Origin of the sequence: Streptosporangium sp. CA-135522 (assembly GCF_050949235.1) — a bacterium.
Classification (GTDB): Bacteria; Actinomycetota; Actinomycetes; order Streptosporangiales; family Streptosporangiaceae; genus Streptosporangium.
This window is the reverse complement of the sequence record NZ_CP192026.1, coordinates 9,579,365-9,604,968: the sequence shown is the minus strand read 5'-3', so window position 1 is coordinate 9,604,968 and position 25,604 is coordinate 9,579,365. Positions and strand designations below refer to the sequence as shown.

Here is a 25,604-nt window from a genome sequence, read left to right as displayed (position 1 = left end):
CGGAATGTGGATGTCTTTGGCAAGAACTGCCGGAGCCGCCTGACATAGGTTGCTAGGTCCCTGTACCTCGGCGAGGGGACCTTGAGTCATGAGCGACGCGCTGATCGCCCGGGTTGAGCGATGGGCAGGGGAGATCCCGGACGCCCCCGCGTACACCTTCATGGACTACTCCGCCGGGAGCGACGGGGTGAAGCGCACGCTCTCCTGGGCGAAGGCGCATCTCAAGGCGCGGGCGCTGGCCGTACGGCTGCGCGAGGTGACGCTCCCGGGCGAGCGGGCGGCGATCCTGGCGCCGCAGGGACTGGAGTACGTGGTCGCGATACTCGGGGCGATGTACGCGCGGGTGGTCGCGGTGCCGTTGTTCGCACCCGACCTGCCCGGCCACGCCGACCGGCTGATCCGCGCCTACGCCGACGCCGACCCGGTGTGCGTGCTCACCACGACCACCGCGCTGGAGGGCGTCCGCGCCTTCCTGGACGGCGGGTCCGCGCCCCGGCCCAAGCAGGTCATCACCCTGGACACGGTCTCCGACCTGCTCGCCGACGAGTGGGAACCGGAACCGATCGGGATCGACGACCTGGCCTACCTGCAGTACACCTCCGGCTCGACCCGCGTTCCCACCGGGGTGGAGATCAGCCACGCCAACGTCACCGCCAACGCCGAGCAGCTCTGGGAGGCCTTCCGGGCCACCCCCCGGGTCTCCACGGCTGCCCTGTGGCTGCCGCTCTTCCACGACATGGGCCTGATCGCCACGATCGCCGCGCCGATGGTGGGCGGCAACCAGGCGGTGTTCATGGACCCGGTCGCGTTCGTCATGCACCCGGTGCGGTGGCTGCGGATGCTCAGCGAACACGACGACGTGTTCACCGGCGGCCCCAACTTCGCCTACGAGTACACGGCCGCCCGCGTCACCGAGGAGGAGAAGGCCACGCTCGACCTGTCCGGGGTCTCGGTCATGCTCAACGGCGCCGAGCCGCTGCGGGGCAGCACGATCGACCGCTTCTCCGAGGCGTTCGCCGCGTGCGGGCTGCGACCCGAGGCGCACACCCCCGGATACGGCCTGGCGGAGGCGACGGTGTTCGTCACCGCGATGGACCGCGACCTGCCCGCCCGGGTGACCCGGTTCGACCGGGACGAGCTGACCGCCGGGCGGGCGGTGCCGGTCACCGGCCCGTCCACGGGCGGACGCATGGTCAGCGACCTGGTGTCCTGCGGGGTGCCGACGGGGCAGCGGGTGGTCATCGCCTCGGAGTCCGGTACGGCGAAGCCGGACGGCGAGGTCGGCGAGATCTGGGTGCGGGGGCCGAACGTGTCGCGCGCCTACTGGCGGGACGAGGAACGCAGCGCCGAGGTCTTCGGCAACGTGCTGGACGGCGAGGAGGGCACCTGGCTGCGGACCGGGGACCTGGGCGTCGTCCACGAGGGCGAGCTCTACATCACCGGGCGGATCAAGGACCTCATCATCGTCGACGGGCGCAACCACTATCCCCAGGACGTGGAGGTGACCGTGCAGGAGGCCGATCCCGCCGTCCGCCGGGACCACGTGGCGGCGTTCGCGGTGGCGGGGGAGGAGACCGAGCGGCTGGTCGTGGTGGCCGAGCGGTCCCGCAAGGCCGACGGCCGGGACCCGGCCGAGCTCACGGCCAACGTCCGCGCCGCCGTCGCGAAGAACCACGACCTGCGGTTGCACGACTTCGTGCTGGTCGAGGCGGGAGCCGTACCACGCACGTCGAGCGGGAAGATCGCCCGCCGGGCGTGTGTGCGGGCCTACCTGGACGGCGCCTTCGGCGCGCGGGCGGCCGGCTCCGGGGACGCCGACTCCTGATGTTCGAGTCGTTCGGGCGGACCGTCCATCGAGGGCGCTGGTCCGTGCTGGCGCTGGGGGTGGCCTTCGCGGTCGTCGCCGGATACTTCGGGCTGGGGCTGTTCGGGCGGATGGCCGACGGTGGTTTCGAGGATCCGGGCGCCGAGTCGACCTCGGCCGCCCGGTGGGGCGAGCAGTGGTTCGGCGGCAGCTCACCCGACGTGGTGGTCCTCTACACGCACCCGACGTTCGAGGCGGGCGACGAGCAGTACAGGAAGGACGTGCAGGCCGCGCTCCGGGCGCTGCCCGCCGAGCACGTCGCCAGGACGTCCACCTACTGGTCGACCAAGGCCAAGGAACTCGTCTCCAAGGACCGGCACTCCACCTACGCGCTGGTCACCCTGCGGGGCGGGCAACTGACGAAACAGAGCGGCTACGAGCAGATCAAAGACCTGCTCCGAAGGGCGCCCGCCGGATACACGGTCAAGGTCGGCGGTCCGATCCCGCTGCTGAAGGATCTGAACGCGCAGACCGGCGCGGACCTGCAACAGGCCGAGGCCCTGTCGATGCCGGTCCTGCTCGTCCTGCTCGTGCTGGTCTTCGGCAGCCTGGTCGCGGCCGGACTGCCGCTCGTCGTCGGGCTGTTGTCGGTGGTGGGCGCGCTCTTCCTGCTGCGGTTGCTCACCGAGGTGACCGACGTCTCGGTCTTCTCGCTGAACGTCGTGACGATGCTGGGCCTGGGCCTGGCCATCGACTACTCGCTGTTCGTGCTGAACGCCTTCCGCGAGGAGATCCGCCGGGGCTCGCCGGTGGAGACGGCCGTCGTGCGGACCATGGCGACGGCCGGTCGCACGGTCGCCTTCTCCGGGCTGACCGTGGCGACCTCGCTCAGCGGGCTGCTGCTGTTCCCGCAGATGTTCCTGCGCTCGATCGGCCTGGGGGCGGCGGCCGTGGTGCTGGTCGCGATGGCGGCCGCGCTGGTCGTGCTGCCCGCGCTGCTGGCCGTGCTGGGGCCGAAGGTGGACGCGCTCCGGGTCGCGCCGGATTTCGGCTTCGCCAGGCACAAGGGCGGCAGCGGGACCTGGCACGCCATCGCCTCCAGCGTGATGCGCCGCCCGGTGGTCTACCTCACCGGGGTCGGCGTGGTGCTGATCGCGCTGGCCGCGCCGTTCGCGCACGTGCGGTTCGGCAGCGTGGACCACCGGGTGCTGCCCGAGCGGTTCGAGAGCCGCCAGGTCGCGGAGGAGATCAACACGAGGTTCGCCCGGAACGCGATGTCGCCGATCGACGTCATCGTGCTCGTCGAACGCGACCTCGTCGGGCCGATGACCGTCTCGGCGCCCGGCGCGCTCACCTCGGAGGTGGGGACGCGGCGCGGCCCCGTCGGGGTCGGCAACTCGGGGATCACCCCGGTCACCGAGGTCGGCCCGCTGGACGTGCGGTCCTTCGCGGAGAGGCTGGAGGCGCTCGACCACGTCACCGGCGTGGACCTCACCGGGATCTCGCAGAACAACGGGGCCGTACGGCTGGCGGTCCGCTACGACAAGGATCCGATGTCGGACGAGGCCCGCTCGCTGGTCGAGCGGATTCGGGCCCTTCCCCACGAGCGGAACTTCCAGGACGTGGTCGTCGGCGGTCCCACCGCGGCCCAGCTCGACCTGCAGGCCAGCCTGAGGTCCACCCTGCCGTGGACCGCGCTGGTGGTCTGCCTGATGACCGGCATGCTGCTGTTCGCCGCGTTCGGCTCGGTCCTCCTGCCGATCAAGGCGATCCTGATGAACGTCCTGTCGCTGGGCGCGTCCTTCGGCGTGATCGTCTGGGCCTTCCAGGACGGCAACCTCGCCGGTCCGCTCGGCTTCACCCCGACCGGCAGCGTCGAGGCGACCATCACCGTGCTGATCCTGGCGGTGGTGTTCGGGCTGTCGATGGACTACGAACTGTTCCTGCTCAGCCGGGTCCGCGCCGAGTGGCTGCGGACCGGGGACAACACCGCCGCCGTGGCGACCGGCCTGGAGCGGACCGGCGGGGTCATCACCAGTGCCGCCCTGCTGCTGCTCGTGGTCATCGCCGCGTTCTCCACCGCGGGGATCACCATTGTGAAGATGCTCGGCGTCGGCATGTTCGTGGCCATCGTGGTGGACGCGACGCTGGTCCGGGCGCTGCTGGTGCCCGCGACGATGCGGCTGATGGGCAATGCCAACTGGTGGTTGCCGGGCTTCCTGCAGGGGTTCCACCGGCGCATCGAGATCCGTGAGCACGACCCGGCCGAGGTCGCCGCCGCCTATGTCACCGTGGAGCGCGAAGACGGCCCTGCCGACGGCCGCGCCGCGAACCGCCGCGCGATGAACCACCACGTCGCCGACCACCGTGCCGACCATCTGGCCGACCACCGTGCCGACCTGACGCACCACCTGGCGGTCCCCCCGCCGATTCCGCAGATCACCGCCTCCGAGGCGCCGCCCCTCGCCCCCGCCGTCCCGGTGCGCGTCATCAAGACCACCCGTGACGGCTCCGACTGGCAGTGGGTCGAGCAGCCCGCCCTCGACGCCGAACTTCCCGCGTCCCCTGCGTCTCCCGGGTCTTCTTCCCGTGCCGCGTCCCCTGCGTCTCCCGGGTCTTCTTCCCGTGCCGTGCCTCCCGGGTCTTCCGAATCCCCTTCCCCTGCCATGTCCCCCTTATCTCCCGGGTCCCCTTCCCGCGCCGCGTCCCCCTTGTCTCCCAGGTCCCCTTCTCGTGCCGTGCCTCCGTCTCCTCCGTCTCCTCCGCGACCGGTTCCGCCTCGCGCGAATCCGATCTCACCGTGGACCGCCCCCGCGTCACCTTCTCCGGTGCCCGCCCCCCGGCCTTTGCACCCGGAATCCCGGCCCGCGCCGTCACGGGCCTCTGCCCCTCCGCCCCGACAGCACCGGTCGAACCCCTATCCCCTTCCGGGACTCGACCCCGAGTCGGCACCTCCCGCTGTGTCTCCTCCCGCCACGGCACCCCCCGCCACGGCACCGTCCGCCGGGTCACCGGAGCGCGAGCCCACCCGGGCACGTAAGACCAGGAAGGTCATCAAGCCCAATCTGGACGGTCCCGGTTGGCACTGGGCCGAGGAGCACGAAGATCCGTCCCCGCCGCAACCCTTACTGACCGTTCAGGACGCGGTGGGACCCGCCCGCCACGCCCCGGTTCATTCCCCGATCCCCGGCCGCCCGGTTCCCCCGGCCGCCCCACCGACGCCGCCCCGACGGGAGCCCCCCACGCCGCCTCCCGTCATCCGGCTGCGCCCGGAGCCCGATCCCTTGCCACGAGCCAGACCGGTCCCTTCCACCCCGCCGGTCCTTTCCACCCCGCCGGTCCTTTCCACCCCATCGGTCCCTCCGGCCGTACCGGCGCCTCCGGCTCGCCAGGCCCTTCCGGCTCGACAGGTCCCGCCTGTTCATCAGGCCCCTCCGTCCGTACCGCCCTCCCCTCGGCCGGCTTCTCCCGGCGTCCCCGCACGGTCCGAGCCCGCCTCATCCGCGCCGACCGGCCGCGCGGCCGATGCCGGTGACGCGCCCCCTGCGCGGAGCGCGCCGCTGGTAAGCAGCCATCTGATCGACCAGTTGGAGCCGCTCATCAGACCGGCGGCGCCGGTCGCGGGGGAGCGGGCCGTACCGGCGCGGAGGAAGCAGCCCCTGGCAGTGCAAGCCGTACCTCCCGTGCCCCCGGCGAATGCCGCGCCATCGGCGGATGCCGCGCCGCCGATGGTGGAGGAGACCGGGCCCGCCGCGTCTGCTCCACCGACCTCGACCCCGACCCCGACCCCGACGCCGACCCCGGCACCGACGCCGACGCCGACGCCGACCCCGGCACCGACGCCGACCCCGGCACCGGCACCGACCCCGACCCCGGCACCGACGCCGACCCCGGCACCGACGGGGGCGGGGGAGCGACGGCAGGAGAGAAAGAGCGCCGGAGGCTGGGTCGCCGTGGGAAACCGCACCACGCGAGTCGTACGGCCCAAATCGGATGGATCCGGTTGGGAATGGTCGGAGGTGCAGGAGTGAGTGACCTCGCGGCCGACCCCGCGGACCTTCCGGATCCCATGGATTCCGCTGATCCTGCGGTTCTCCCGTACCCCGTGGATTCCGCCGATCCCGCCGATCCCGCGGATCTCCCGAACCCCGCACTCCGGTCGCGGACCGCACGCCGGGGGCTGCTGTTGCTGGTCATCGGCCTGGCCGGATTCGTGACGACGCTGGACAACACGGTCGTCACGGTGGCGCTGCCCACCCTGCAGGTCGAGCTGCACGCCTCCCTGGCGGCGCTCGAATGGGTCGTCACCGGCTACGTCCTCACCTTCTCCGGCCTCATGCTCGCCGGAGGCCGGCTGGCCGACGTCTACGGCCGCCGCAGGGTCCTCGTCGCCGGCCTCGCCGTCTTCACCGCGGCGTCCTTCGCCGCCGGGCTGGCCACCTCGGCGGGTGTGCTCGTCACCGCCCGGCTGGTGCAGGGGGCCGGCGCCGCGCTGATCCTGCCGGCGATGCTGGCGGTGGTCTCGGTGGGCAACGACGACCGGCAGCGGTCGGTCGGGGTGGCGGTCTGGATGGCCTCGGGCGCGGGAGCGCTCGCCCTGGGCCCGGTCGTCGGCGGCTACCTGACCCAGCACTTCCACTGGAGCTGGGTCTTCCTGCTCAACGTCCCCCTGGGCGTGCTCGTCATCGCGCTCGCCGTCGTCGCGGTCCCCGAGACGCGTGACGAGACGGCGGCCCGGGTGGACGTCGCGGGGGTCGTCACCTCGGTGGTCGTCCTGTCTGCGGGCACGTTCGCGCTGACCTTCGGGGCCGAGGTGGGCTGGACCTCGCCGGTGATCCTGGTCACGGCGGCCGTCAGCGCGGTCGCGGCCTTCGTCTTCGTGACCGTCGAGAGGCTCGGCGGGGACCCGATGGTCGATCTCGCCCTGTTCCGGTCCCGGACGTTCACCGGCGGAGTGGTCGCCCAGGTGCTCTGGGGGCTCGGTGTCAACGGGGTGTTCTTCTTCACCGCGCTGTTCCTTCAGGGAGTCCTCGGGTTCAGCCCGACCATGTCCGGTCTGGCGTTCGTGCCGCTGGCGCTGCTCGTCGCCGTGGTCACGCCGCTGGTCCCGGCCGTGGAACGCCGGCTCGGCGCCGGCCGTACGGTCGCGCTGGGACTTCTTCTCGTCGCCGCGGGCATGGCCGCCGTCGGGTTCCTACGTCCGGGGGACGGCTGGGCCGACCTGTTGCCCGCCGTGTGCGTGATCGGGGCCGGCTCGGCGCTGACCATGCCGCTGGGTTCGGCCGTGCTGGGAGCCGTTCCGGAGTCCAGGGCGGGTGTGGCGGGAGGGGTGTTCAGCGTGGCGCGGGAGATGTCGGGGTTGCTTGGCATCGCGGTCATCGGAGTGATCGTCAGCGGTTCGGCCAGCTTCACCCTGGGCTATTCGATCGGTCTGCTCACCGCCGCCGGCCTGGTCGTCGTCGGAGCCGCGGTCAGCCTGGTGACCCTCCCATGAGGATCGCGATCCTGGCGTTCGGGTCGAGGGGGGACACCCAGCCCTGCGTGGCGCTCGGGGTGGGGTTCGCGGCGCGTGGGCACCGGGTCACCGTCGTCGCCGCCGCGCGGTACGGCGGACTGGTGGCGGAGGCCGGGCTCGCACTCGCCCCGATCAGCGTCGACCCATTGAAGATCATGGAGTCCGAGGAGGGGCAGGCGTGGCTGCGCAGTGGTCCGGCCGGGTTCGTCCGGGGGTTCCGCAGGATCGTGGAGCCGCTCGCCGAACGGCTGGTCACCGAGGTGGACGCGGCCTGCGCCGACGCCGACCTGGTGCTCTCGCCCGCATTGGGCGGGTTCGGGCACCATCTCTCCGAGCGGTACGGCATGCCGTACGCGCTGCTCCACTTCCAGCCCAGCGAGCCCACCGCGGCTTTTCCCAACCCGCTGGTCCCGCTGCGCACCCTGGGCAGGCTGGGCAACCGGGCCAGCTACGCGCTGGTGGAGGGACTGAGCTGGCTGCTGCTCGGCCGCATGGTGAACAGGCTGCGGAGCAGGGTGTTCACGCTCGGCCCCCTGCGGGGCAGTCCTTTCCGGCAGGCACGTGCCGACCGGGTGCCGGTCCTGTGCGGGGTGAGCTCCTCGGTCGTCGCGCGCCCGGCGGACTGGCCGGACTACGTGCACCTGACCGGGTTCTGGCCGCTGGAGCGCCCCTGGGCCCCCAAGCCCGAGCTGACGGCGTTCCTGGACGCCGGGCCGCCGCCCGTCTACGTGGGATTCGGCAGCATGGTCCCCGCCGACCCCGCCGCGCTGGCGGAGACGGTGGTGGCGGCGCTGCGCCGGGCCGGGGTGCGGGGGGTCCTCCAGGGCATGCCGTACGGCGGGGCGGACGACATGTTCGTGATCGGCGACGCCGACCACGGGGAGCTTTTCCCGCGGATGGCCGCGGTGGTGCATCACGGGGGCGCCGGGACGACGGGAACCGGCCTGCGGGCGGGGGTCCCGGGGGTGGTCTGTCCCTTCTTCTCCGACCAGCCGTTCTGGGGCGCCCGAGTGGCCCTGCTGGGCGCGGGGCCCGAGCCGCTGCCGGTCCGCAGGGTCACCGCGCAGGCACTGGCCGACAGGGTGGCGCGTGCCGTACGGGATGACGGGATCCGGGCGGCGGCGGCCAGGATGGGGCGGCTGCTGCGCGCCGAGGACGGGGTGGGCCGCGCGTGCGAGGTGCTCAAGGTCTGACGACGTGCGGGGTGCCGGAGGTCCGGCGGGAGGGGTGTGGTCCCCGTGCTCTTCGCCTTCCCCGCCCCCGGCTCGTCGCCTTCCCCGCCCCCGGCTCGCCTTCCCCGCCCTGGCGGTCCCGGCCATCGCCGGGATCGATCAGAGAGAGTCGAGGTCGACGGCGTCGGCCATGGCCCGGTATCCGGCCGGGTTGGGGTGCACGGGGTCGTAGACCGTGTCGCTGAACCTGTGCATGAACTCCCTGCGCATCCGGGTCGGGTCGGCGGGGTCGGCCACAGCGCGGTCGAAGTCGGCCACCGCGTCATACTCACCGCTTGTGCGTATCCAGGAGTTGACCGCCTGGCGGAGCGACTCGGCCCGCTCGGTGTCCTCGTCGGGGGCGGCATCCCCCTGGAAGGGCGTCAGCGTCGCCCCCACGACCTTGACACCGCGGGCGTGCGCGCCGCGGATCAGCGCGCGGTAGCCGTCCAGCAGCCGCTGCAGGGTCACCGGCGGGTCGTCGCGCTCCACGCCGCATATGTGGTCGCCCCTGCGGAGAATGTCGTTCAGTCCGATCGACACGATCACCGCGCCGGCCCCGGGCTGGTCGAGGGCGTCGCGCTCGAATCGCGAGAGCGTCGCGTCCCCGCTACAGGCCGAATCGGCCAGCAGCTTGTTGCCCCCGATGCCGGCGTTGAGCACCGGTCGTGCCCGCCCTGCGGCGATCAGCCGTTCGGCGAGCGCATGGGGATAGCTGTCGTCGCCGTTCGGGGTCGCGCCGAAGCCGTCGGTGGTCGATTCGCCGATCGTGACGATTCCGTCCCGCCCGGACCGGTCGCCGGTCACCTCGACACCTTCCAGGTAGTACCAGGATCCCAGGCCGGGTTCGATCCTGTCCGTGAACGCGCTCGCGCGGGAGTCCCGGCGGTGGTCCCCGTCGGCCCGGTAGGTGGTCGTCATGGAGATCTGGTGATAGGTGGCCGGGCCGGTGGCGCCGGCGAAATACAGTGTCACGCTCAACTGGTCGCGCGGCCTGGTCGGCAGCCGTACCGGGTCGCTGACCACCTTTCCTCCCGCGGGAATCGTCACGGCGGTCGAGCGGTCGAAGCGCAGGGTACGGAGCGTCCCGGGCGCCACCGCGGCTCCCTTCCCCGTCCGGCCGACGCTCGCGCCGGTCAGGCGCAGAGGCGTCTTCCCGTAGGCGTTGGACAGCCGGATCCGCAGTTTCGACCCGCCCGCGTTGAGCCGGATCACCTGCCGCACCGACTGGTCGTCGAACCCCTTCTGCGCCCAGGTCTCGAACCACGGGGATCCTGACGGCCGCATCATCGCCGCCGTCCAGGCCCCGCTCCACTGCTCGGGATTCGGCTGGGCGGCAGCGGGCGCGGCGTTGAGTGACAGCGCCGCAAGGGCGGTGACCAGGGCGATTTTGAACGGCGAACTCATCTTCACGCTCTTTCGGGTTCAGCTCGTCTTGCGGACCGACTGATCCGGGACGTCGAGGGCCCGACAGGGGTGGGGCCTCTACCGGTTCTGACGCACCTGCTCGGCCAGGAAGTCTTCCCAGGTGCGGCGGCCCACGGCCCGTTCGGGGGCGAGGTTGGCGCCGGCTCGGTACGCGGCGGCGGCCTTGCCGGGGGTCCTGACCGGCATGATCAGCCGGCGCTTGCCGCTGGCCCGAAGGTAGCCGCGGGCAAGCTCGTCCATCCCGTACACGCGGGGTCCGGCGATGTCGGGCACGAGACCGGCCGGCTCGCCGAGAGCCAGCTCGACCAGCCGGGTCGCCACCTCGCCGGAGTCGACCGGTTGGAACCGGACGCCACCCCAGGTCGGCATCACCAGCGGCAGCTTGGCCATCTGCTGCAGGGTCATCAGAATCCAGTCGTGAAACTGGGTGGCGCGCAGGGTGGTCCACGGCACGCCGGACTCGGCCACGATGTGCTCGGCGTCTCGCTTGGCGGCGAAGTAGCCGAACATGGCGCGGTCGATGCCGCTGACAACCGGGACCCGGTCGGTGCCGACGACCGAGATGTACACCAGGTGCCGGACACCGGCCCGGGATGCCGCCTGAGCCAGGTTCCGGGCCTTGTCCTCATCGCCTTTGGCGCTTCCGGCGCAGTGCACGATGGTCTCGACCCCCTTCACCGCGGCGTCGAGCCCCTCGCCGGTGCCCACATCACCGGTCACGAACTCGATGCCGTTCCCGGGTTCGCGGCTGCTCCGGCTGAGCACCCGTACCTCGCGGCCGGCGTTCCGCAGCAGCGGCACGACCAGGCGCCCCAGCGTGCCCGTGCCACCGGTGACCATGATGGGCGACGTCATGACTTCTCCAAACTCATCCGGTCCCGGGGCTGTGTCCCCGGTCCCGTTCGCTCGTTCTCGCGGGTCTCTACTGCCATGACCCCGGGCGAGGGAGGAATGTGACACGGCGGGCGAACTCGAACGGCTGACCGGCCCGCTCCCCGCAACGCGAGATCGAGGAAGGGCTCGGCGCCGTCGAGGGGCGGGACGGCGCGACCGAGGTGATCTCCTCGGCAGGCGGGCTTCGGACTCTCGCCCGCCTGCCACCGGGACTGAACGCGGCGTGTCCGGAGTCTGACGTTTTCCTGTCAGGGCCTGTTGGGTCGATGGTGATCTCGGTAGAGTGCAAAAGATTGTTTTAACCGGCTTTACCGGGGAGTTTCAAGACATGCGATTAACTCTGCGGCGGGCACTCGCCGTCGGTGCCATGCTCACGGTCGCCGGTGTCGTGACCCCCGCGGTCGCGGCCTACTCCCAGGACGACCCCCGTAGCTGCAACGACCTGATGGGGGCGGACACCCCGGCGTACGTCGTGTGCCACTGGCTGGCCAAGCCGGAGGAGGCCCTCGGCGTCGCGCTGTTCTGGGGAGCCGACGACAACGCCAACCTCAAGGAGGCCACCCCGTCGGACGGGCAGTTCATCGACTGCTCCGCCCCGGGAAGCTCCTGCCCCGAGATCGAGGGGGAGGAGATCAGCGGCGACGAGAACTCCCCTGCGCCCGATGGAATGGAAGAGGGCGGGACGCCCGAGTGCGAGACCGGGCAGCAGTGCTCGGTGGACGGCAACGATCTGGGCGGCGACGGCACGCCGAGCCGCTCCGAGCTGGGCGGTACGGCCACCCCGTCCGCCTCGTCCGGGAAGACGACGGCCGCGCAGAGCTTCGCCGCGACCGCGCAGGAGGTCACCGCGGCCGCCCAGACCCCCGCCGGCCAGGCGGTCACCGCGGCCAAGGCCACCGGGGTCCGGGTCTGGATCGACACCGAGCTGGCCGACGACTGGAAGGCCGGCGCCACGAACTTCGCCGCGGCCGTCAAGCGAATCGGCGCGCTGGCCGCGCGGCCCGAAGTGGCCGGGATCCGGTTCAGCTCGCAGCTCGGCTACAACGCGACGTTCAAGACGGACGAGGAGATCACCGCGTTCGTCACCGCCGCCTCGGACGCGCTGCGCCAGGCGGCCCCCGGCAAGCGGCTGGGCGTCCACACGGTCGTGCCCGAGCTCGCCTGCGGCGCGGACGAGGCCTGCAAGACCGAGATGCGCAAGCGCTACCCGCTGATCGTCCCGGAGAAGGTCGAGTCGCTGCTGAGCGCGGGCCGCGTCGATCAGCTCTCCCTGGACACCGGCCTGCTGTACGGCGGCTACGAGACCTGGAAGATCAACGCCGAGAAGGCCCAGCGCAACCAGTGGATCCAGGTCCGTGCCCGCTCCTGGGACGTCCTGGCCCAGGTCGCCGCGGAGGAGACCGGTCTGGTCGGACAGGTCACGCCCGAGAAGGTCGCCGCACGGGTGTCCACGCCCGTCATGGACGCCGCCGCCCAGCAGGTGAACCTCTGGACCCGCGTCCAGACCGCCCAGGGTACGAACCGGCTGACCGCCTGGGACGAGTTGAAGAAGCTCAGCCCGATCAAGCGTCGTCTGGCGGCCGTCTACAACCCGACCGTCCCCGAGAAGGACGTGACCACCGACCTCAAGAAGATCGCCGAAGTCTTCAGCCAGGTCTATCTCGTCACCGCCTGACCCTCCGTCAGGTTCATCTCGTCACCGTCTGACACCGAACCGGGTGGGGCGCGGGGTTCCGCGCCCCACCCGGTGGCGTGAGAGGACCGTGAACCGTCCGTCGAGCGGATCGCGCCCGACGTGGCCTCCGTGCCCCGTCCCCGCCGGTCCTCCACGGCCCGTCCCCGCCGGTCCTCCGTGCCCCGTCCCCACCGGTTCTCCGCGGCGGTGCCATCGGGTCGCCGGGCCTCCGGCCGGGACCCGCCGGCCGTGACGACCACCGGCGCTCGGCCAAATGTGCGTCAACATCGGTTCGGGCCGTTCGCCGGATCAACGGTGTGAATCAGGCCCGCCGTCAAGACCGTCCATTAGGAGACCCGGCTTCCACGCGGCGGCGTCCCTGTTCGATCCAGGCGGTCTCATGCGCTGGTAATTATTCACCGTCGGCCCACGGCCGCCCTTCTTTCGTTTCGCGCTCGCCGCCTCCGGATTTCTCCGGCCCTCCGCCTTACCCTGGTCCCGCTTCAGCGTTCGTCGCGACGATTTCCGCGGTGGGCCATGCCATAAGCGATCGAGCCGGACAGTTCCGGAAGGAAGGCGTTCCCAAGTGCGCGCGAATTCGGAGAAAGTGCTTGTCGTCGGAGCCGGCGTGAGCGGACTGACGACCGCGCTCTGCCTGGCCAGGGAAGGTTTCCAGGTCACCGTGGTCGCGGAGAAGTTCGCGCCCGACATCGTCTCGGTCGTCGCGGGCGCGCTGTGGGAATGGCCGCCGGCGGTGTGCGGCTACCACCACGACCAGATCTCGCTCGCCCGCTCCAAGAGCTGGTGCGTCACCTCGTACAAGGTGTTCGAGGAACTGGCCCGGGCCAAGGTGCCCGGAGTGGCCATGCGGAGATCCAACTTCTACTTCCGGCACCCCCTGGAGGAGAGCCCGAACGACCTGCACAAGATGCAGGAGCTCGCGGGAAAGGTGCGCGGCTTCGTCCGCGACCGATCGCTGGCCGAGCGCAACGGCGTCAGTCCCGGTTACGGGGTGGTGGACGCCTACTCCCACATGGCTCCCATGATCGACACCGACCAGTACATGGTGTGGTTGATGCAGCAGGTCAGAATGCGCGGGGTGCAGGTCAGGCAGCTTCGGATCGAAGGGCTGCTGGCCGACCGGAGAGCCGAGCTCCTCGACCGGTTCGACGCGAAGGCGGTCGTCTGCTGCGCGGGGCTCGGCACCGCCCGGCTCCGCGGCGTCAGCATGTATCCGCTGCGCGGCGCGCTGGTGCGAGTCCGCAACGGCGGGCTCCGCGGCCCCCGCATCGATGAGGCTCACTGCGTCTCTCATGACGAGAGGCGAGACGAGCAGGACATCGTCTTCATCGTGCCGCGCAATCCGAAACTCCTCGTTCTCGGTGGCCTTGCGGAAAAAGACGAATGGGACACGAATATCAATCTGGAGAACCACGGGCCCGTGCGGGAGATGTATGAACGCTGCCTGGCGTTCATGCCCGCGCTGCGAAATGCCAAGCTCGACCCCGATGAGCCGGTTCGGGCGGGCCTGCGTCCATTCAGGGGAGAAAACGTCTGCCTGGAATGGGATGAGGAAAGCCAGGTCATTTACAATTTCGCGCACGGCGGGGCCGGATTCAGCTTCTCCTGGGGATGTGCCCGGGAGGCCGTCGGCCTGGTGCGTTCGGCCGTGCAGGACCGCGAATACTCACGCTCCTTCTGACCGGACCGTCTGAGATCGAACGGACGCGAGCATGCGAAGAACTGTTCAGTATTTTTTGATCGCCGGCGCGGGACTCGCGGTGATCGCGGCCCTGCCGTTCGATCTCGTGCCCGCCGGCGTCGCGTCACCGCGGCATTCCGGGGACCCCGCACCGCGCGCGGCGCGGGACTCGGATGCACCGCGCGGGGTACAGCCGAGCCCCGCGTCTCCCGCCGGCCACGCCGCCGTGCAGCCGAGCCCCGCGTCTCCCGCCGGTCACGCCGCCGTGTCGCCGCGCTTCCCCCTCCTCCGGCCCGGCGACCAGGGAGATCAGGTGCGCGAGGTGCAGAGGCGTCTCGATCGGTTGGGATTCGACTCCGGACCCGCCGGTTCCACCTACGGCCCCGCGCTGCGCGTGGCCGTGTGGGCCTTCCAGAAGGCGAACGGACTGCCGCCCGTCGACCGGGTCGATCCGCCGACCTGGCGCGCGCTCGCCCATCCGGCGCGCGTCAGGCCGCTGGTGCGTTACGGAGAGCCCACCAGGGTGGAGATCGATCTGCGTCGCCAGCTGCTCACGGCGTGGCAGGACGACAAGCCCGTGCTGATCTCCCACATCTCGACCGGCAACGGCGAGCACTACTGCAAGAACGGCCACTGCGGGGTCGCGATCACGCCGACCGGTGACTTCCGTGCCTGGTGGCGGACCTCCGGATGGACCAGCGGGCCGCTGGGCGACCAGTTCTACACCGTGTACTTCAACGGCGGGATAGGCTTCCACGGCTCCGAACGGGTTCCGCGGCGTCCCGCGTCCCACGGATGCATCCGCCTCCCGCTGCACAACGCCAAACCCCTTTTCGACATGGTCCAGACGGGGGAGCGGGTCTACGTCCGCCATTCCGAACGGGACGTCTAACGGGAGCCCCCGGCGCCGGAGACGGTGATCGGGGGCAGCCGTTCGAGCAGGCCCCAGTCGTCGCCGTCGTCTTCCCCGACGGGCGGAGGCTCCTGCTGGTCGGTGGCGGGCGGCGCCTTCAGATGGAGCGCGGAAAGGATCATCGGGAAGGACCGCTTGAACTCGCGCTGCCAGTAGGGCCAGCTGTGGGTGCCGTCCCCGTACAGGTGCACCACCGGCTTGACGCCGTGGCGACGGAGCTTGGCGATCAGATCCTTGGCCGTGTAGGCGGAGATCGGCTCGCTGAGGTGGGCAGGGCTCCACGGCGCGCCCGGCGGGTCGAGCTCGCCGAGCCGGCTGGTCGTGCCGCTGGAGATGTAGATGCTCACCCCCCGCAGGTTCCTGGCCAGGTAGGCGGGGTCGTTGTCCCGCCAGACCGACCGGTTCCCGATCGGGTCTCCCCACAGGGCCTTCGGGTCCTTCCCCTCGGCCGCCTGCGCGTTCATGATGAGGTCGGGGATGCCGGGCAGGCGGGTGGACATGATGCCGCTGTAGGAGCCGGCGAAACGGAACATCCCGGGGTGCCGCGCGGCATACTTCATCGCGCCGTAGGCGCCCATGGACAGTCCGGCGACGGCCCGGCGACCGCCGGCCCGGTAGCCGATCTCCAGCAGGCGGCGCACCTCGTAGGTGTGGAAGGTCTCCCAGGCGGGCGGGCCGCCCCTGCCGCCGTTGTACCAGTCGGAGTAGTTCCCGGCCCGTCCGGCCTCGGGCATCACGACGATCGCGTCCACGTTCTCGGTCATGTCCGCGATGTCCGTCATCCGGGTCCACGAGGTGTAGTTGTCGGCGCCGCCGTGCAGCAGGTAGAGCACCGGCCAGGTGCGCTTGGCCTTCTTCGACCAGCCCTTGGGCAGCAGCAGCCGGACCGGCAGCATCGCGTTGACCGAGGGCGACGACACCGTGATGTCGAGCGTGCGCGGGCCGAGCCAGCGCTCCTTGACCACCCGCGCGCCGCCGGACAACGCGGCCGGCCACGGACCCGACGGGCTCCTGCCGGTCCGCGGGGCCGGGGCGGCGTGCGCGACCGACGGCACCCCGACGATCATCGCTGCCGCCAGCACCAGGAATCCGCGTCGAGCAGGTCGCATCGTCTTACCTCCACCCGGCCTGGAGACAGGGGCCGTGGCAGGCGACCTTAGGCCTGGTCACCGGGGTGCGGCTATGCGTGATCGCAACGAAATGCGAAACGGGATTGAGCCCCATGAACAAATAGCCGAAAAATGTGGCCCTTATCACGTCGGTGACAAAACGCGCTGGTGGATTGTGGGTTGTCAGGGCTCCCTTATGCGGATTTGTCTCTGTAAGTTTGCCGATCACCTCGGGTGTTCTTGGGAGCCGCCACGTGGACCTGCTCGGTGAAGACGAGATCCGCCGCTTCCTCACGGAACGGATCGCGACCCGCTGCCACCTGTCCCACGCCGACGTCGACCCCGACCGTCCCCTGGAGGAGTTCGGGCTGTCCTCCAGGGACGCGGTCGCGGTCGCCGGCGAGCTGGAGGTGCTCCTGGGCCGGGAGCTGGGACCCACCCTGGTCTGGGAGCACCCGACGATCAACCGTCTCGCGCGAGGCCTCGCGTCCGGTACGGCCGCCGCCCCCGCGGCGGGCCGGGCGGCCGATCCGGACGAGCCGATCGCGGTGATCGGCCTCGGGTGCCGCCTTCCGGGGTCCGTGCACGGGCCTGAGGACTTCTGGCGGCTGCTGACGGCGGGCGGCGACGCCGTGGGCCGGCTGCCTGAGGGACGGTGGGAGGCGTTCGACGACGGCTCCCCCCGCACCGCCGAGGTGCTGGCCGCCACCACCCGGCACGGCGGGTTCCTGGACGACGTGGCCGGGTTCGACGCCGACTTCTTCGGGATCGCGCCGGGCGAGGCCGAGACCATGGACCCGCAGCAGCGGCTGCTGCTGGAGACGGCGTGGGAGGCGCTGGAGCACGCCGGCGTCGCCCCCCGGTCGTTGCGCGGCAGCCGTACCGGGGCGTTCGTCGGCATCTCCGGCAACGAGTACGCCTATCTGACCACCGCCGACGCGACGAAGGTGGACGCCTGGACGGCGACGGGAGCGGCGTTCAGCATCGCCGCGAACCGGCTGTCCTACCTGCTCGACCTGCGCGGGCCGAGCCTGTCGGTGGACACCGCCTGCTCGTCCTCGCTGGTCGCCACGCACCTCGCCGTCCGGAGCCTGCGGTCGGGGGAGAGCGACCTGGCGCTCGCGGCCGGGGTCAACCTGCTGCTGTCACCGGTGATCACGATGGCGTTCGACCAGGGCGGCGGGACCGCGCCTGACGGGCGTTGCAAGAGCTTCGACGCCTCGGCGGACGGGATGGTCAGGGCGGAGGGATGCGGCGTCGTCGTGCTGAAGCGGCTGGCCGATGCCCAACGGGACGGCGACCGGGTCTTGGCCGTCGTCCGCGCCAGCGCGGTCAACCAGGACGGCCGCTCGAACGGTCTGGTCGCGCCCAACCCCGAGGCCCAGGAAGAGCTCCTGCGCACGGCCTACGCCGGGTTGGAGGGCCCCGACTACATCGAGGCCCACGGCACCGGCACCTTCCTCGGCGATCCCATCGAGGCCCGCGCCATCGACGCCGCCCTGTGCGGCGGCCGTACCACGCCCCTGCTCATCGGCTCCGCCAAGAGCAACCTCGGCCACCTCGAAGCCGCCGCGGGGATCACCGGTCTGATCAAGACCGTCCTGTCCCTGCACCACGGCGTGATCCCGCCGAGCATCCACTTCCGGCGGCCCAACCCGCACATCCCCTGGGACCGTCTCCGGGTCGTCACCGCCCCGACCCCCTGGCCGAGCGGCCGTCCCCGGGCCGGGGTTTCCTCCTTCGGCTTCGGCGGCACCAACGCGCACGTCGTCCTGGAGGCCGCCCCGACCCCCTCCGCCGCCTCCCCGTTCGCCGTGCCCCCGTCCGCCACTGCCCCGTCCGCCGCCTCCCTGTCCGCCGTGCTCCCGTCCGCCCCGACCCCCTCCGTGTCCGCCCCGACCTCCGCCGACGCCCCGTCCCCGGGCCGGTACGGCGAGCGGCACGGCGGCGGGACCGGCCGGGACCGGCCGGGCGCGAAGGTGTTCCTGCTCACGGACGCCTCCGCCGAGCGGGTCCGGGACCACGCCCGGCGGCTGGCCGACTGGGTGGACTCCGAGGTCGCGCCGGACACCGCCGGGTCCGGGGGCGTCACGCTCGGCGACGTCGCGCACACCCTCGCCCGCCGGGCCGGGCGCGGGCGGGCCGGGGCCGCCGTCGTGGCCGCCGACCGGCGGGAACTGCTCGCCGGGCTGCGGGCCGTACAGGAGGGCGGGGGCGTCACCGGGGCGGCGGTGGCAGGCGGCCGGGGACCGGTGTGGGTCTTCTCCGGGTACGGCTCGCAGTGGGCGGGGATGGGCGCCCGGCTCTACGCCGATGAGCCGGTTTTCGCCGCGGCGATCGACGAGCTGGACCCGATGTTCCGCGACGAGGCGGGCATCGCGCTGCGGGAGCTCGTCGCCGGAGGCCGGGACGCGACGGGCGTGGCCACGGCACAGCCGCTGATCTTCGCGGTGCAGGTGGCGCTGGCCGGGCTCTGGACGTCCCACGGGGTACGGCCGGCGGCGGTCGTCGGGCATTCGATGGGAGAGGTCGCCGCGGCCGTGGTCGCGGGCGGGATCGGGCTGCGGGACGCGGTCCGGGTGATCTGCCGCCGCGCCGGACTGCTGGCCACGCTGGGCGGCGGCGGGGCGATGGCGGTGCTGGAGGTGGCCGCCGCCGAGGTCCCGGACGACCTGCACGTCGCCGTCCACTCCTCGCCGAGGCAGTGCGTCGTCACCGGCGACCCCGGCCGGGTGGCGGCCTTCGCCGCCGAGGTCGAGGCGCGGGGACTGCTCTCCCGGATGCTGACCGCCGAGGGAGCCGGGCACTCGCCGCAGGTCAAACCGCTCCTGCCGAAGCTTCGCCAGGCGCTGGCCACGATCGCCGGAGGCAAGCCCGAGATCCCGTTCTACTCGACGGTGTTCGACGACCCCCGCGAGGTCCCCACCTTCGAACCGGCCTACTGGGCCGCCGGAATCCGCCGCCCGGTCCGCCTGCTCACCGCCGTCCAGGCGGCGGCGGAGGACGGCCACACCCTTTTCACCGAGATCAGCCCGCACCCGGTCCTGACCGCTGCCCTGCGCGACACGCTCCCGGCGGGCACGGTGATCACGCACTCCCTCCGCCGGGGACACGACGAGGAGCTGCGCCTGCAGCTCGCCGCCACGGCGGTCGCCATGCCCGCCCTGGTCGCGGCGCCCGCCGGCCGGCTCGTCGATCTTCCGCCCGCACCCTGGCGACACGGACGCCACTGGGTCGCCGCCCGGCGCACCGCGCTCCCGCCCGGCAGCCACCCGCTGCTCGGTGTGCACGTCGAGAGCCCCGCCGGACATGTGTGGACCACGACCCTCGACGACCTCTCCGACGCCCCCTGGCGCCTGGACCCTCCGGCCTGGCGGCCGCACGGACTGCCGGTCATGCCGCTCGCCGTGGTGGCGGCCCTCGCGCAGGCGGCGGCCCGCGAGGTGCTGGGCCGGGCCGAGCTGACCGGCGTCACCCTGGACGCGCTGCTGCCGCTGCCCGCCACGATCACCGTCACCCTCACCCCGTCCGGCGAGGTCGGGATCGACGCCAAGAACGCCGCGGGCGTCTGGGCCAGGTACGGCACCGCGGCCGTCGCGCCCGGCTCGCCTCCGGCCGAAGCCCTCCCCGGCCCCGCGGAGCTGGCCGGGCGGCTGAGTGGCTGGGCGGGGATGCCGGTGCAGATCGGGCGGCTGGGCGGCGACGGCACCCCGGAAGGGGTGCTGACCAGGCAGATCCCGGTCACCGCCGTACCGGTTCCGCTGGCCGGCAAGCTCGTGGGACGCGTGTGGACGCCGGCCCCATGTGTCGAAACCCCGCAAACCGGGAACGGATCCGATCCGCGCCCGGTCCGCGGCTGGCTCATCGTGGCCGGTAAGGGGGATCCGCGGGCCGGGCGCCTGGCCACCGGCCTGGCCTCCGCCGGGCACACCGTCCGGCACCTCGACCTGCCCGGCGTGTCCCCGGCCGGGCCCATGCCCTCCCTGGTCCCGGCCCAGCGATCGGTCTCGCCCGCCGACGAGCCGGTGACGGCCCCGTTCACCGTGCCGGTGGCCGACGAGGTCGTGGTGCTGGTCCCGCCGGGCCTGAATCCGGCGGGCGCCGAGGCCCTGCTCCTCACCGTCACCCGGATCGTCCGGGCGCTGGCCGGCGGCGGGACGCGCCTGCGGCTCGTCACCGATCGGGCGCAGGCCGTACGGGCGGGGGAGGCGGGCGACCCCGGCGCCGCCGCGCTGCGCGGCCTGGTCCGGGTTCTCGCCTTCGAGCAGGCGGGCCTGCGGGCCTGCCTGATCGACGTGGACGATCCGGACGCCCTGGTGGCCGAGCTGGCGGCCGACGCGCCGGACGACGAGGTGGCCTGGCGGGACGGCGTCCGCCACACCGCCCGCCTGGCGGCGCTGCCCGGCGAGGCGGACGGCTCCCGCCGCACCGGAGCCGCCGCGCCCGGCCGGCCCGGCGCCGGCGGGGGCACGCCGGTGGTACGGCGCGGCGGGGGATACCTGATCACCGGCGGGTACGGCGGGCTGGGCCTGGTGGTGGCCCGATGGCTGGTCGACAGGGGAGCTGGGCGGATCGTGCTCGGCGGCCGGTCGGGACCCTCGGACGAGGGCGCCGCGACGATCGCGGAACTGCGGGCACGCGGCGCGGACATCCAGGTCGTGACCGGGGACCTGGCCGTGCCGGGGGTGGCCCGCGGGCTGGTCGACGTGGCCACGGCCGGCGGGGTGCGACTGCGCGGGGTGGTGCACGCGGCGGGCGTGCTGGACGACCGCCTCGTCACCGACGTGGGACCCGAGGACCTGCACCGGGTCTGGTCGGCCAAGGTCCACGGCGGCCTGGCGTTGCACGAGGCCACCAGGGACGCCGGCCTCGACTGGTGGGTGGCGTTCTCCTCGGCGGCGGCGCTGCTCGGCTCGCCCGGACAGGCCGCCTACGCGGCGGCGAACGCCTGGCTGGACGCGTTGTGCGACCTGCGCCGGGCCGAGGGGCTGCCCGCGACGACGATCAACTGGGGCACGTGGGCCGAGGTCGGCGGCGCGAGCCAGGCGGCGCTGCCCGCGGTCTCGCCCCTGACCCCGGACGAGGGGGTCGAGGCGCTGGAGGCCCTGCTGGCGCGTGGCACGGCCGCCGTGGGCGTGCTGCGGCTGGACGCGGCCACGGCCGTCGCGGCCTTCCCCGGCATCGCGCGCATGCCGTACTTCGCGGAGCTCGCGGAGCCGGCGGGCGCGACCGGCGGCGACTGGGCGGGACCCGAGGCGCTGGCCTCGATGGAACCCGGCGAGGCCCTTGAGGTCATCATCGCCAAGGTCAGGGGGCGCACGGCCGTCGTGCTGGGGCTGGAAGCCGCCTGGCTCCAGGAGGGCACGGTGCTCACCGAGGCGGGTCTCGACTCGCTCGCGGCCACCCGGGTGCGCGGCATGATCGAGCACGACTTCGGGGTGGCCGTGCCCGCCGCGCTGCTGCTGCAGGGCGCGACACTCGCAGACGTCGCCGCGGCCGTGGCCGCCGGGCTGGGCGTTCACGGCGTCGCGGGGACACGCCCGGTCGAGCCCAGGGACGCGGCGGAACGGCAGGTCGTCGCGGCGCTCACGCGGCTCCTCGGACGCGAGCCCGGGGTCACCGAGGAGATCCCGCCCGAGGTCCTGCCCGCCCTGCTGGACGTCCTCGGCCGGGAGGCCGGCCGCGAGCTGGCCGCGAGCGGTGCGCCGACCGGAGCCCAGGTCGCCTGCCTGCTCCGGGAGATCGACGAGGAGGAGGCCGGGCGGGGCGTCGTGCGCCCGCTCACCCCCGCGGCCCGCGCCTACCTGGCCGCCCGCCGCGCCGCGGCGGAGGTGCCGGACGCGAGCGCGCCGGACGAGGGCGCGTCGGACGCGAGCGCGCCGGACGAGGGCGCGTCGGACGCGAGCGCATCGGACGAGGGGACGCCGGACGCGGCGGCGGTGGAAGGCGGGTCGGCGCCGCTGTTCCTGGGGCATCCGGCCGGAGGGACCACCGGGGTGTACGCGCTGCTGGCAGGGGCGTTGGGCGCCGACCGGGTGGTGTTCGGGCTGGAGCGGCCGGACGACGTGGGAACCCTCGGCTCGGAGGCGGGGGTGAGCGAGCGGGCGGCCCGCTACGTGGCGGAGATCAGGAAGGTGCAGCCGGCCGGGCCGTACCGGGTGGGGGGATGGTCGTTCGGCGGGATCCTGGCGTTCGAGATCGCGCGGCAGCTCGGGGCGGAGAACGTGGAGCTGGTGGCGATGATCGACTCAGGCCTGCCGGACGAGGTGGCGGCGGCGGAACGGGTGCGGATCGCGGCGCGGAGATACGCGGACTTCGCCGTCTACCTCACCGAGACCTACGGGGTGCGCGTCCGGCTGGCCTACGACGAGCTCGCGGACCTGGACGAGACCGGCCAGCTCGCGCTGGTCGAGGCGCGCGTCGCCGAATCGGGGGTGCTGGACCTGCTGGGAGAGGCCATCCTCCGGCACCAGATCACCTCGCACTCCGACACCCGGGCCATCGAGGGATACCGGGCCGGGACCTACGAGGGCCGCGTGGTGCTCTACCGCTCCACCGACCCGACCCCCTGGGCGGTCGAGGACAGCCGATACGTCCACGCCGACGACCCCACGAGGGGATTCGGCCCGTTCAGCCCGGAGCTGGAGATCGTCACCATCCCCGGGTCGCACCACCTCAACCTGCTCGACCCGCCCCACGTCGAAGTCATCGCCGCTCATCTTGGAGGCCAGCTGTGACACTCGCCCAGGCCGTCGTCGACGGTGCCGACCCCGAAGAGCTCGCGCGCCTGGAGGTCCCCACGACCTTCCGGGCCGCCCACACGCGCAAGGACGAGGTCGGCGTGTTCGGCCGCAGCCCGCACGGCGTCAACGGCGTCGACAAGGACATCACCGCGTCCATCCACGTGGACGACGTGCCCATGCCGGAGCTGGCGCCGGACGAGGTGCTGATCGCGGTCATGGCGAGCGCCATCAACTTCAACACCGTGTGGACGGCCATGTTCGAGCCGATCCCGACGTTCGCGTTCCTGGAGCGCTTCGGGCGCGAGGACCCGCGGCACGACCAGGACTTCCACGTGCTCGGCTCGGACGCCAGCGGAGTGGTCGTCCGGATGGGCGCCGCCGTACGGCACTGGAAGATCGGTGACAGGGTCGTCGTCTCGCCCGCCTACGTGGACGCGCAGGACCCGATCACCCACGCCGACTCCATGCTCGGCGCCGACCTGCGAGCCTGGGGGTTCGAGACGAACTACGGCGGGCTGGCCGAGTTCGCGGTGGTCAAGGCCACCCAGCTCCTGCCCAAGCCCAAGCATCTGACCTGGGAGGAGGCCGCCTGCAACATGCTGTGCGCCTCCACCGCCTACCGGATGCTGGTCGGCGAGCACGGCTCCCGGATGAAGCAGGGCGACGTGGTGCTGATCTGGGGCGCGACCGGTGGGCTCGGCGCGTACGGCGTGCAACTCGTCAAGAACGGCGGCGGTATCCCGGTCGGCGTGGTCAGCTCCGAGGAGAAGGCCGACCTGCTGCGCCGGATGGGCTGCGAGCACGTCGTGGACCGCTCGCAGTTCGAGCATCTCAACGACGAGAAGGCATGGCGCAGGCTCGGCGGCGAGGTCCGCAGGCAGACCGGGGAGGACCCGCACATCGTCTTCGAACACACCGGCAAGGAGACCTTCGGCGCGTCCGTCTACGTCGCGCGGCGCGGCGGCTCCGTCGTCACCTGCGGATCCTCCAGCGGCTACGCCCACGAGTACGACAACCGGCACCTGTGGATGAAGCTCAAGCGGATCGTCGGCTCCCACGGGGCGAACTACCAGGAGTGCCACGAGGTCAACCGGCTGCTCTCGCTGGGCGTGCTGCAGCCCACCCTGTCCACGGTCTACCCCCTCGCCCAGACCGGCGACGCCGCCCGTGCCGTACAGCTCAACAGGCATGTCGGCAAGGTCGGCGTGCTGGGTCTGGCTCCCGCCGAGGACCTCGGCGTCGAGGATCGGGCGCTCAGGGAGCGCGTCGGCGAGGACCGGATCAGGATGTTCCGGAGCTGACGGACCTCCTGGCGCGCAGGACGATCTCCAGCTCGAACCGGACGTCGGGATCGCTGAGCTGGTCGCCGTAGAGCTCCTCTAGCTGGCGCAGCCGGTAGCGCACGGTCTGCGGGTGCACGTGGAGGCGGGCGGCGACCTCCCCGGCGCCCCGGCCGTGCCGCAACCACGCCAGCAGCGTCTCGGCCAGCCGGTCCTGCTGGCTGGGACGCAGGTGGGCCAGCGGCGCCAGCCGCACTTCGGTGAGGGCGTTGACCAGCTCCTCGTCCTTGAACACGATCAGGGTGGCCATGTGGTCGGAGCAGCGGAGCACGCCGCGCTCCTCGGTGAGAACGCCCCGCCTGTGCAGGTCCAGTGCCTCGCGGGCCCAGCGTAACGAGGTGGCGGCGGCCGCCAGCGGCACGGCGGGCCCGACCGCCGCCTTCCAGCCGCGCAGCCCGGCCTCCAGAGTCTGGGCCTGACCGGGGCCGTTGGGGTCGGGCACGATCAGGCAGGGACCGGGCCGGTCGAGGCCGGACAGCACGTCCGGCGGAAGCGAGGGAGCGCGGTATCCCCGGGAACGCTCGTCCAGGGCGACCCCGGCCACGGTCTTGGGCAGCCGCCAGCCGGCCGCCTTGGCCAGGTCGGCGATCGCGTCGGGAGAGGCGGCCGGCTGGCTCAGCAGAAGATCCATCAGCCGGTGGCGGCGGCGCTCGATCTCTCCCGCCGCGCGTGCCCTGGCCTCGTCGAAGCCCTCGGCGGCGGCGTCGGCGAGCTGGTCGAGGTAGACGAAGATGGCCTCGCCCAGGTCGTAGAGGTGCTGCGGGGTGAGACCGAGCTGCTCCGACTGCTCGGTCAGCCGCCGCCAGGCCACCCGGGCGCCCAGCCGCATCGCGGTCTGCAGCGGATCGAGATTGCGGCCCTCGTTGGCCTCGCCGCGTCCGATGGTGCGGAACACGTCGGGCTCCCACGGCGTGCTGGGATTCTCGATCCGGTCGACGAACTGGCGCAGCGCCTCGTCCACGGCCAGCCGGATGGCCTTGATGTAGATCTCGTCGGCCGGTCGCGAGTATTCGGGGATGCGGGCCGTGATCTCGTCGATCACCTGGTCGGCGACCTCGGCGAGACCCGGTCTCAGCAGCCTGGCGACTTCTGCGGGCGCCGATCCCCACAGCCGCTGATCGGATAGATCATGAGATCTCCCCTTACGGCCGCCGAAGCCGGTGACAACGAGCCTGGAATCTTCTTTTATCGACATAGACCCTCCCGTCGGAGTGCGCCTCACATTCTGATCTCATTGACACTTTGAGCAAGAAGCAAACGCTTGTTCTTG

At 72.4% G+C, this 25,604-nt stretch carries 13 protein-coding genes; 9 read left to right on the top strand and 4 right to left on the bottom strand.

Translation table 11 applies throughout. The features are described from left to right. Positions 1–88 precede the first annotated feature (88 nt). From ACQPYK_RS45130 to ACQPYK_RS45115, 4 genes are all read left to right on the top strand, one after another. A complete protein-coding gene (locus tag ACQPYK_RS45130; RefSeq protein ID WP_433246380.1) occupies positions 89–1,825 on the top strand; it encodes a fatty acyl-AMP ligase in 1,737 nt (578 codons plus the stop codon). Next, on the top strand, positions 1,825–5,835 hold the full coding sequence (locus ACQPYK_RS45125) for an MMPL family transporter (RefSeq protein WP_433246378.1): 4,011 nt from the start codon (positions 1,825–1,827) through the stop codon (positions 5,833–5,835). The genes ACQPYK_RS45130 and ACQPYK_RS45125 overlap by 1 nt, the downstream gene beginning before the upstream one ends. A 74-nt stretch (positions 5,836–5,909) precedes the next feature. After that, complete coding sequence (locus ACQPYK_RS45120; protein ID WP_433246375.1) at positions 5,910–7,298, top strand: MFS transporter; 1,389 nt, start codon at positions 5,910–5,912, stop codon at positions 7,296–7,298. Continuing rightward, positions 7,295–8,512: a glycosyltransferase gene (locus ACQPYK_RS45115; RefSeq protein WP_433246372.1), complete on the top strand. Its 1,218-nt coding sequence runs from the start codon at positions 7,295–7,297 to the stop codon at positions 8,510–8,512. Before ACQPYK_RS45120 ends, ACQPYK_RS45115 begins: the two co-directional genes overlap by 4 nt. Positions 8,513–8,650: 138 nt before the next feature. Here ACQPYK_RS45115 and ACQPYK_RS45110 read toward each other — a convergent pair whose 3' ends face one another. Then, positions 8,651–9,937 (bottom strand): SGNH/GDSL hydrolase family protein, encoded by a 1,287-nt coding sequence (locus tag ACQPYK_RS45110; protein ID WP_433246369.1) that lies wholly within the window; start codon positions 9,935–9,937, stop codon positions 8,651–8,653. 78 nt (positions 9,938–10,015) lie between these two features. Further along, positions 10,016–10,813, bottom strand: coding sequence for an SDR family oxidoreductase (locus ACQPYK_RS45105; protein ID WP_433246366.1), 798 nt, complete (start codon positions 10,811–10,813; stop codon positions 10,016–10,018). Between the two features lie 367 nt (positions 10,814–11,180). Here ACQPYK_RS45105 and ACQPYK_RS45100 point away from each other — a divergent pair, with 367 nt between their 5' ends. From ACQPYK_RS45100 to ACQPYK_RS45090, 3 genes are all read left to right on the top strand, one after another. Continuing rightward, entirely contained in the window at positions 11,181–12,527 is a 1,347-nt protein-coding gene (locus ACQPYK_RS45100; protein WP_433246363.1) for a hypothetical protein, read from the top strand. A gap of 586 nt (positions 12,528–13,113) precedes the next feature. Continuing rightward, entirely contained in the window at positions 13,114–14,229 is a 1,116-nt protein-coding gene (locus ACQPYK_RS45095; RefSeq protein ID WP_433246360.1) for an FAD-dependent oxidoreductase, read from the top strand. A gap of 31 nt (positions 14,230–14,260) precedes the next feature. Continuing rightward, positions 14,261–15,121 carry a L,D-transpeptidase family protein gene (locus tag ACQPYK_RS45090; RefSeq protein ID WP_433246357.1) on the top strand — a complete coding sequence of 287 codons (861 nt, stop codon included), beginning with the start codon at positions 14,261–14,263 and terminating at the stop codon, positions 15,119–15,121. Here ACQPYK_RS45090 and ACQPYK_RS45085 read toward each other — a convergent pair. Further along, positions 15,118–16,251: an alpha/beta hydrolase gene (locus ACQPYK_RS45085; RefSeq protein ID WP_433246354.1), complete on the bottom strand. Its 1,134-nt coding sequence runs from the start codon at positions 16,249–16,251 to the stop codon at positions 15,118–15,120. The two genes, ACQPYK_RS45090 and ACQPYK_RS45085, sit on opposite strands and share 4 nt — an antisense overlap. Positions 16,252–16,505: 254 nt before the next feature. On the opposite strand from ACQPYK_RS45085, the gene ACQPYK_RS45080 reads away from it, so the two are divergent. Together ACQPYK_RS45080 and ccrA are read left to right on the top strand one after the other, a co-directional pair. Continuing rightward, on the top strand, positions 16,506–22,988 hold the full coding sequence (locus ACQPYK_RS45080) for an SDR family NAD(P)-dependent oxidoreductase (protein ID WP_433246351.1): 6,483 nt from the start codon (positions 16,506–16,508) through the stop codon (positions 22,986–22,988). After that, positions 22,985–24,295, top strand: coding sequence for a crotonyl-CoA carboxylase/reductase (gene ccrA, locus ACQPYK_RS45075; RefSeq protein WP_433246348.1), 1,311 nt, complete (start codon positions 22,985–22,987; stop codon positions 24,293–24,295). The genes ACQPYK_RS45080 and ccrA overlap by 4 nt, the downstream gene beginning before the upstream one ends. Here ccrA and ACQPYK_RS45070 read toward each other — a convergent pair. Beyond that, on the bottom strand, positions 24,276–25,529 hold the full coding sequence (locus tag ACQPYK_RS45070) for a PucR family transcriptional regulator (protein WP_433246345.1): 1,254 nt from the start codon (positions 25,527–25,529) through the stop codon (positions 24,276–24,278). The two genes, ccrA and ACQPYK_RS45070, sit on opposite strands and share 20 nt — an antisense overlap. Positions 25,530–25,604: the final 75 nt, after the last annotated feature.